Below are 293 nucleotides of genomic sequence, written 5' to 3' on the forward strand. Positions count from 1 at the left end.
GATGCAGACAAGTACACGCCAGAAGGCCAAGATGTGACAACAACTGTTGGTGGTAACCCATCAGCTTCCGATGGCATCAAGAATAAAGAAGATATGCCAGATGGAACAACGTATGAATGGGAAAGCCCAGTAGATACAACAACAGCTGGCATCAAAGACGGTGTAGTAGTTGTGAAGTATCCAGATGGATCAAGTGAACGTGTACCAGTGAAAGTTATCGTTACAGGAACACCATCAACAACGGATGCAGACAAGTACACGCCAGAAGGTCAAGATGTGACAACAACTGTTGG

The 293-nt window shown here is 45.4% G+C and carries 1 protein-coding gene; it reads left to right on the forward strand.

Annotated features, from left to right (window positions below; translation table 11 throughout):
- Positions 1-293 (forward strand): Rib/alpha-like domain-containing protein (locus tag FC32_RS01565; protein ID WP_268871567.1); only part of this gene is annotated, 293 nt, incomplete at both ends.

This window comes from Ligilactobacillus apodemi DSM 16634 = JCM 16172, assembly GCF_001434405.1.
Taxonomy (GTDB): Bacteria; Bacillota; Bacilli; order Lactobacillales; family Lactobacillaceae; genus Ligilactobacillus; species Ligilactobacillus apodemi.